Origin of the sequence: Actinomadura rubrisoli (genome assembly GCF_004349215.1) — a bacterium.
GTDB classification, from domain to species: Bacteria; Actinomycetota; Actinomycetes; order Streptosporangiales; family Streptosporangiaceae; genus Spirillospora; species Spirillospora rubrisoli.
In genome coordinates this window covers 1-7786 of the sequence record NZ_SMKU01000399.1, presented here as the reverse complement: position 1 = coordinate 7786, position 7786 = coordinate 1, and the positions used below count along the sequence as shown (strand labels likewise).

The 7786-nt window shown below is 75.0% G+C and carries 6 protein-coding genes and 1 pseudogene; 6 read left to right on the top strand and 1 reads right to left on the bottom strand.

The genetic code is table 11. From position 1 onward, the window contains the following. The 5 genes from E1298_RS49875 to E1298_RS40935 all read left to right on the top strand — a co-directional run. The coding region (locus E1298_RS49875) for a hypothetical protein (protein WP_207945138.1) at positions 1–231 on the top strand (231 nt) is incomplete at its 5' end. A 198-nt stretch (positions 232–429) separates the two neighbouring features. Continuing rightward, positions 430–2169, top strand: coding sequence for a murein biosynthesis integral membrane protein MurJ (murJ, locus tag E1298_RS40950; RefSeq protein ID WP_243726142.1), 1740 nt, complete (start codon positions 430–432; stop codon positions 2167–2169). Further along, the gene (locus E1298_RS40945; RefSeq protein WP_207945137.1) at positions 2166–3380 is read left to right on the top strand and encodes a glycosyltransferase family 4 protein; all 1215 of its coding nucleotides are present in this window, start codon (positions 2166–2168) and stop codon (positions 3378–3380) included. The genes murJ and E1298_RS40945 overlap by 4 nt, the downstream gene beginning before the upstream one ends. Positions 3381–3631: 251 nt before the next feature. Beyond that, the gene (locus E1298_RS40940; RefSeq protein ID WP_131902768.1) at positions 3632–4642 is read left to right on the top strand and encodes a TerC family protein; all 1011 of its coding nucleotides are present in this window, start codon (positions 3632–3634) and stop codon (positions 4640–4642) included. A gap of 123 nt (positions 4643–4765) precedes the next feature. Further along, entirely contained in the window at positions 4766–6961 is a 2196-nt protein-coding gene (locus E1298_RS40935) for an acyl-CoA dehydrogenase family protein (RefSeq protein ID WP_131902767.1), read from the top strand. Positions 6962–7014: 53 nt separating this feature from the next. Here E1298_RS40935 and E1298_RS40930 read toward each other — a convergent pair whose 3' ends face one another. After that, positions 7015–7362, bottom strand: a complete 348-nt coding sequence (locus E1298_RS40930; RefSeq protein ID WP_131902766.1) for a hypothetical protein — start codon at positions 7360–7362, stop codon at positions 7015–7017. 147 nt (positions 7363–7509) lie between these two features. Between E1298_RS40930 and E1298_RS40925 the strand changes: the two are divergent. Then, positions 7510–7786, top strand: a pseudogene (locus tag E1298_RS40925) (hypothetical protein); the annotation flags it as partial.

The window sequence follows — 7786 nt, the reverse complement described above, 5'->3', positions numbered from 1 at the left end:
CCCGCCGGAGACGGCGCGACGAACGACACCGCAGACCAGTCCCCAGCGCCCACCAGCGGCGCTTCCGGCGGTAAGACGGGTGCCACGACCGGCGGCGCGACGGATGGCGCGGCCGGCGGTGAGAGCGAGGGTGCGACCGGCGGCGCGACCGGCGATGGGACGGGTGGCGGCGCGTTCGTCCCTCGGCAGGCGGGCTCCTCCAGCAACGGCGTCGCCGCCGACCCCGCTTAGCAGGGCATATCCGGTGCATCTTCAGTCGCCTGCGCGGCGTCCAGGCACGCACCTCTCCGCGTTGTCGTCGGTCAACAGCCCACCAGGCCGCCTCCCTCCTCCGCCTTTGGATGCACGCACCTGGACGCCGTTCGCAGCGACCGGGATCCATAGGGCACGCGCTGCGCACCGAGCCCCCCGCCGCTGCTGCCCTTGAACGTGCCCGCAGACGAACCGACCGCGACCGAGCGTCCCGACGGCTCCGGCGCCCCCGGAGGACGGGGCGCCGCGGGGCGCGCCACCGAACCTCCCGACGGGAAGGGCGCCGTGACGTCCTCGCGCATGCGCCGCCTCACCGGCGGCCTCGCCGGCGCGGCCGTCGTCATCGGGACCATCACGATCCTGTCGCGGCTCGCCGGGTTCGGGCGCACCTACGCCTTCTCCCAGACGGTCACCACGTCCTGCCTCAGCCAGGCGTACTTCACCTCGACGCAGTTCCCCAGCATCGTCTACGAGATCGTCGCGGGCGGCGCCCTCGCCGGCATGGTCGTGCCGGTGCTGGCCGGGCCCGCCGAGCGCGGCGACCGCGAGCAGGTCCGCCGGATCGGCTCGGCGCTGCTCACCTGGATCGTCGCGCTGATGGTGCCGCTGTCGGCGCTGATGGCCCTCGCGTCCCGGCCGATCATGGAGCTGCTGGTCGGCGGCGACCTGAACGGCTGCTCGCGCGCCCAGATCGTCGGCGTCGGTGCCGACATGCTCGCCGTCATGGCCCCCCAGATGATCATGTACGGGATGGCCGTGGTGCTGTACGGGCTGCTGCAGTCGCACCGCCGGTTCGCCGCGCCCGCGCTGGCGCCGCTGATGTCCAGCCTGGTGGTGATCGGCGCCTACCTGGCGTTCGCGCCGCTCGGCGCGGGCTACGAGAACGACCTGGCCGGGCTCCCGGAGTCCGCCGAGCTGACCCTGTCGGTCGGCACCGCGCTCGGCGGCGTCGCGATGGCCGCCACCGCCGGGGTGGCGGCGTGGCGGCTGCGCCTCGGGCTGCGGCCCACGTTCCGCTTCCCGGACGGGGTGGCGCGGCGGGTGCGGCGGCTCGCGCTCGCCGGACTCGCGACGGTCGCCGCGCAGCAGGTGTCGGCGCTGCTGGTCGTCCGGCTCAGCTACGAGGGCACCGGCGGCGCCCTCGCCAACTACCAGTACGCGTGGGCGATCTACCTGCTGCCGTGGGCGATCCTCGCGGTGCCGATCGCGACGAGCGCGTTCCCCCTGCTGTCGGCGCGGATGAGCGCCGGCGAGCACGCCCGGTTCGACCAGATCACCGCCGCCACCACCCGCGCGGTGATCCTGGTGTCGTGCGGCGGCGCGGCCGTCCTGGCGGCGGTCGCCCTGCCCGTCGCGGCGGTGTTCAACCCGGGCCTTCCCGGCCAGCAGGACGTCCTGTCCCGTGCGGTCCTCGCCTTCGCGCCCGGCCTGCTCGGGTACGGGCTGGTCGCCCATCTCGGGCGGGTGCTGTTCGCGTGCCACCGGGGCCGGATGGGCGCGGTCGCCGTGGTCGCGGGCTGGCTCGTGGTCATGGCCGCCGACGTCGCGCTGGTGCCGGCCGTCGACCGGCAGTGGGTGGTCGCGGCGCTCGGCTTCGGCAACGCCGCCGGGATGACGGTCGCGGGCGCGCTGCTGCTGGTGACGCTCGTCCGCGCGCGGGGGCGCCCGGCCGTGCGGGGGGTGCCGCGGGTGCTGGCCGCCGGGCTCGCGGGCGCCGCGGGCGGCGGCGGCGCCGGGTACGCGCTCGCCGCGTCGCTGGGCACGGGCGGCCAGGTCCGCTCCGCCGGGACCGGGGCGCTCGCCGCCCTGGCCGCCGCGGCGGTGTTCCTCATCATCGCGTTCGTGATCGACGGCCGGGACCTGCGGGCCGTCCTCAGCCGGAAGGTCGCACGGAATGCCGGAGGTCGTACGCAATGACGGATAAGCCGGTGGACGGTCTGGACGGGCTGCGCGTGGCGCTGGTCCTCGGGACCAGCGCGGGCGGGGTCGGCCGGCATGTGCGGTCGGTCGCGTCGGGACTGGCGGCGCGCGGCGCGCGGGTGCTGGTCTGCGGGCCCGCCCCGACCGAGGAGCTGTTCGGGTTCGCGGGCGGCGGCGTCCGCTTCGCCGAGGTCGACCTCGGCGACCGCCCCCGCCCGGTCAGCGACGCCAGGGCGGTCGCCCGGCTGCGGGCGCTGCTGCGCGACGCCGACGTCGTCCACGCCCACGGGCTGCGCGCCGGGGCGCTCGCCGCGGCGGCGTGCGCGCGTGTCGCGCCGGGGCCGCTGCGGCTCTCGCGCGGCGGGCCGCCGCTGGTCGTCACGCTGCACAACGCCGTCATCGCGGGCGGGCGGACGGCCGCGGTGTACGGGGCGCTCGAACGCGTCGTGGCGCGCGGCGCGAGCCGCGTCCTCGGCGTCTCGCCCGACCTGGAGGAGCGGATGCGCGCCCTCGGCGCCCGGTCGGTCGGGCACGCAATCGTCCCCGCGCCCGCGCCCCGGGCCCAGCCGGGGCCCGCCGCCCGCGCCGGGCTCCGCGCGGAGCTGGGCGTGGGCGACCGGCCGCTGATCATCACGGTCGGACGGCTCGCCGAGCAGAAGGGCCTGCCGGTCCTGCTGGACGCCGCCCGCGGCTGGGCGGCGCGCACCCCGGCGCCGCTCGTCGCGATCGTGGGGGACGGGCCGCTGGAGGACGGACTGCGCGCGCGGATCACCGCCGAGGACCTGCCCGTCCGGCTGCTGGGGCGCCGCCGCGACGTGCCCGCGCTGCTGGCCGCCGCCGACGTGGCCGTCGTGCCGAGCGTGTGGGAGGGGCAGCCGCTCGTCGTCCAGGAGATCCTGCGGGCCGGGCGGCCGCTGGTCGCCACCCGCGTCGGCGGCATCCCGGACATGGTCGGCGCGGGGGAGCGCCCGCCGGGCGGGGCGGGCCTGCTGCACGGGCCGGAGAGCGAGGCGGCGCTGCTGGTCCCGGCGGGCGACGCCGGCGCCCTGGAACGCGCCGTGAGCCGCGTCCTGGACGATCCGGCGCTGGCGGTGCGGCTCGGCGCGGCCGCCGCCCAGCGGGCCGCGACGCTGCCGGGCGAGGGCGACGCCGTCGAGCAGCTCGCCGGTGTCTACGTGGAACTGGGGAGCGCCCGCCGCCGACGATAACGGCGGCGGACGAGCGGACGGCAGGCGTTAGACGCGCCTTCGCGGGCCCAGGTTCGCGGACGCGAAGAATCGGCCGGTCGATCGGGGAACGACCGTGCGGCGTCGCCCGTTGAAGGAGGTAGTGGAGGGGAGTATCCCTGCGCGCGGTTCTCGTCAGCACGGCCGGTCCGCACCGGCCCGGGTTCCGCGGCCCTCGCTCGTCGGGCGGGAGAGACCTCCGGCGCTCGTTCATGTCCGCCGGAGGTGTCACGTTGTCCGTCTCGCCATGGGTGTGGGCCCTGACTTTGGCAGGGATCCTCGCCGTCATCGCAGCCGATCTGTTCCTCATCCACCGCAACGACACGCGGGAGTTCACCACCCGCCGCGCCGCCTTCTGGTCGGTGGTCTACATCGGCCTCGCCGTCCTGTTCGGCATCGGCGTCTGGGCCTTCTCCAGCGGTGAGCACGCCGCCCAGTACTTCGGCGGCTTCGTCACCGAGAAGAGCCTGAGCGTCGACAACCTCTTCGTGTTCATGGTGATCCTGACGCGGTTCGCCGTGCCCAAGCACGCCCAGCACACCGTCCTGATGGCGGGCATCGTCATCGCGCTGGTGCTGCGCGGGGTGTTCATCGCGGTCGGCGCCGCCGCCATCGCCACCTTCACCTGGGTCTTCTTCATCTTCGGCGCGTTCCTCATCTGGACGGCCTACGGCCTGGTGCGCGGCGGCGACGAGGACGACTTCAAGGAGAACGCCCTGCTGCGGTGGGCCAAGCGCGTCATCCCCACCTCCGAGGAGTACGACGGCGGCCGGTTCCTGACCCGCCGCGACGGCCGCCGCGCGGTCACCCCGCTGATGATCGTCATGATCGCCATCGGGTCCACCGACGTGCTGTTCGCGCTGGACTCCATCCCCGCGATCTTCGGGCTGACCACCGAGCCCTACCTGGTCTTCACCGCCAACGCGTTCGCCCTGATGGGGCTCGTCCAGCTGTACTTCCTGCTGGGCGGCCTCGCCGAGCGGCTCGTCTACCTCGGCCACGGGCTGGCGTTCATCCTGGGCTTCATCGGCGTCAAGCTGATCCTGCACGCCCTGCACGAGTACGGTGCCGGCTGGGCGCCGGAGATCCCGATCTGGCTGTCCCTCGCGGTGATCGCCGGCACCCTCGCCGCGACCACCGTCGCCAGCCTCGCCGCCGGGCGCCGTCCCGGCGGCCGCTCTGACCTGCGCGAGGATGCGGCCGCCGCCGAACCGGCGGCGGAAGCACCTGGCAAACTCCCTTAGTCATCCTGGGGGGCGACCCCCCAGACCCCCCGGTAACCGCCAGTGAGAGCAGGATCACGCTCCCCCAAGACCCGAATGCTGTTCTAGAATCGGTGTCAACACGGGTCTGAGAGAGGGTTACGCATGGCCATCGGGCTGACCGAGGAGCACGAGGCGCTCGCCGACTCGGTGCGCGGGTTCACCGAGCGCAACATACCGGCGACGGCCGTACGGGCCGCCCTGGAAGCGGACGAGGAGACCAGGCCCGCGTTCTGGCCGGCCCTGGCCGAGCAGGGCCTGCTCGGCCTGCACCTGGCGGAGGAGCACGGCGGGCAGGGCTACGGCCTGCTGGAGCTCGCGGTGGTGCTGGAGGAGCTGGGCCGCGCCGCCGCACCCGGCCCGTTCCTGCCCACGGTGCTGGCGAGCGCCGCGGTGAGCGCCTCCAGCAACGCCAAGGCGCACGCCGAGCTGCTGCCCGTCCTCGCGGACGGCACGAGGACCGCCGCCGTCGCGCTGGAGGGCGGGCTGACCGGCCGCCGCGACGGCGACGCGCTGGTGGTGACCGGCAAGGCCGCCACGGTGCTCGGCGCGGCGCCGGCCGACGTGATCGTCCTGCCGGTCGCGACCGGCGACGGCGAGCAGTGGGTCGCGGTGGACGCCGCCGACCTCGCGGTCGGCCCGGTCGAGAGCCTCGACCGCGTCCGCCGCGTCGCCTCGGTCGAGGCGGACGGGACCGCCGTCGCCGCCGACCGCGTCCTGGACGGCCTGACCACCGGCCAGGTCCGCGACCTGGCCGCCGCGCTGTTCGGCGCCGAGGCCGCCGGCATCGCCGGCTGGCTGGTGGCGACCGCGTCCGAGTACGCCAAGGTCCGCGAGCAGTTCGGCCGCCCGATCGGCCAGTTCCAGGGCGTCAAGCACAAGGCCGCCCGGATGCTCATCGCCCTGGAGCAGGCCCGCGCCGCCGCCTGGGACGCCGCCCGCGCCCTGGACGAGGGCGCCGGGGAGGCCGGGTTCGCCGCCGCCGTCGCGGCCGTCATCGCCGCCGACGCCGGGGTCCAGACCGCCCGCGACGCCATCCAGATCCTCGGCGGGATCGGCTTCACCTGGGAGCACGACGCGCACGTCTACCTGCGCCGCGCCCTGACCCTGCGGGCCCTGCTCGGCCCGTCCAAGACCTGGGCCGCCACGGTCGCGGGCCTCGCGCTGAGCGGCGGCCGCCGCCCGGTCGAGCTGGAGCTGGACGAGGGGTCCCAGCCGCTGCGCGAGCGGATCCGGGCCGAGATCGCCGAGCTCGCCGCGATCGAGGACAAGACCGAGCTGAACACCCGGATGGGCGACGAGGGCTGGACCGTTCCGCACTTCCCCGAGCCGTGGGGCCGCGGCGCCGGGCCCGTCGAGCAGATCATCATCCAGCAGGAGCTGAAGGCCGCCGGGGTCAAGCCGCCGAACCTGGTGATCGGCGCGTGGCTGGTGCCCTCCCTCGTCCGGTACGGGACGCAGGAGCAGAAGGAGCGCTTCCTGCGCCCGACGCTGCGCGGGCAGATGGTGTGGTGCCAGCTGTTCTCCGAGCCGGGCGCCGGGTCGGACCTGGCGTCGCTGTCGATGCGGGCCGAGCGGGCCGAGGGCGGCTGGCGGCTCACCGGCCAGAAGATCTGGACGTCGGTCGCCCAGTTCGCCCAGTGGGGGTTCTGCATCGCCCGCACCGACCCCGACGCGGCCAAGCACGACGGCATCACCTACTTCCTCGTGGACATGAAGGCCGAGGGCGTGGACGTGCGCCCGCTCAAGGAGCTGACCGGCGAGGCCATCTTCAACGAGGTGTTCCTCGACGAGGTGTTCGTCCCGGACGACTGCGTGGTCGGCGAGGTCGACCGGGGCTGGCAGGTCGCCCGCAACACCCTGTCGAACGAGCGGGTGTCGCTGTCGACCGGCGGCGGCCTGGGCATGGGCGTCCCGGAGCTGCTGGGGTTCCTCGGCGGCCGGGACCTGGACGCGGTCGCCACCGCCGACGTCGGCAGGCTCGTCGCCCAGGGCCAGTCGATCGACCTGCTCGGCCTGCGCACCACGCTCAAGCAGCTGAACGGGGTGGAGCCGGGCGCGGAGGCCAGCGTCCGCAAGCTGCTGGGCGTCCAGTTCAACCAGGACGTCGCCGACTACTGCTGGGCGGCGCAGGGCGCGGCCGCGACCACCGAGGTGTCGATGGCCGAGAGCGGCATCCTCGCGCGGGCCATGCTGTTCAGCCGGGCGATGACGATCTACGGCGGTACCACCGAGGTGCAGCTGAACATCATCGGTGAGCGGCTGCTCGGCCTGCCCCGCGATCCCGAGCCGGGCAGGTGAGGCCGTGCCGCCGCGCTGGGCGCCGCCGGCCGGGCGTCACCCGCGGGGCGCCGTCAGCGGCGGGGCCGGAAGCTGTAGGTGACGTTCAGCAGCACGATCATCGTGCAGACGAACAGCAGCCCGGGAAGACCGGCGTTCACCACGCCGATCGCGCTCAGCGGGATGGAGGCCAGGAGCGACAGCACCACCATGGCCAGGCTGTGGTCGTCGCCGCCGCCGGCCTCGGGCGCCTCCGGACGGCGCGGGCGGGGCGCGGGCTCCGCTCTCGCCCGTGCGTCCAAGGACTCCTCGATCCGGGTGACCACGGATTCGAGGAACGCCTCGTCGTAGTCGGGGCCCAGCTCTCGCCGGGCCTCCAGGGCCGCCGCGAGGTCCTCGCGGGGCAGGCGTGGGATCGTCATCTCTCTTTTATAGGCAATGGGAACAGGCGCGACCACCCTCCAGGGGACGAACCGCCGGGTCACTCCCAGGTAGGAGGCGGGGAGCCGGGCCCGGTGGCGTCCCGCCGGTAAACTGCCGCTTTCGTCCCAGATCCTTCGGAGGTCCACGTGAGAGTGCGGGCCCGCTCGACGCTCCCCCTGGCGGGTGCGGCCGCGCTCGCGTTCGCCCTCGCCGGCTGCGGCGGCGGAGAGGAGGACGGCGCGGGCGCCGCAGCCCCCACCACGCTCGCGCCCCTGCCGAAGGTCGCGGCCGCCGACGTCAAGCCGCTCGCCGGGCGCTGGATCGGCACGGCCGAGGACTACTTCCGGTTCACCGCCGACGGCACCGGCGTGTGGATGCGCGGCAAGCGGAAGCTCTGGGGCGGGACGGCCATCCCCTGTCTCT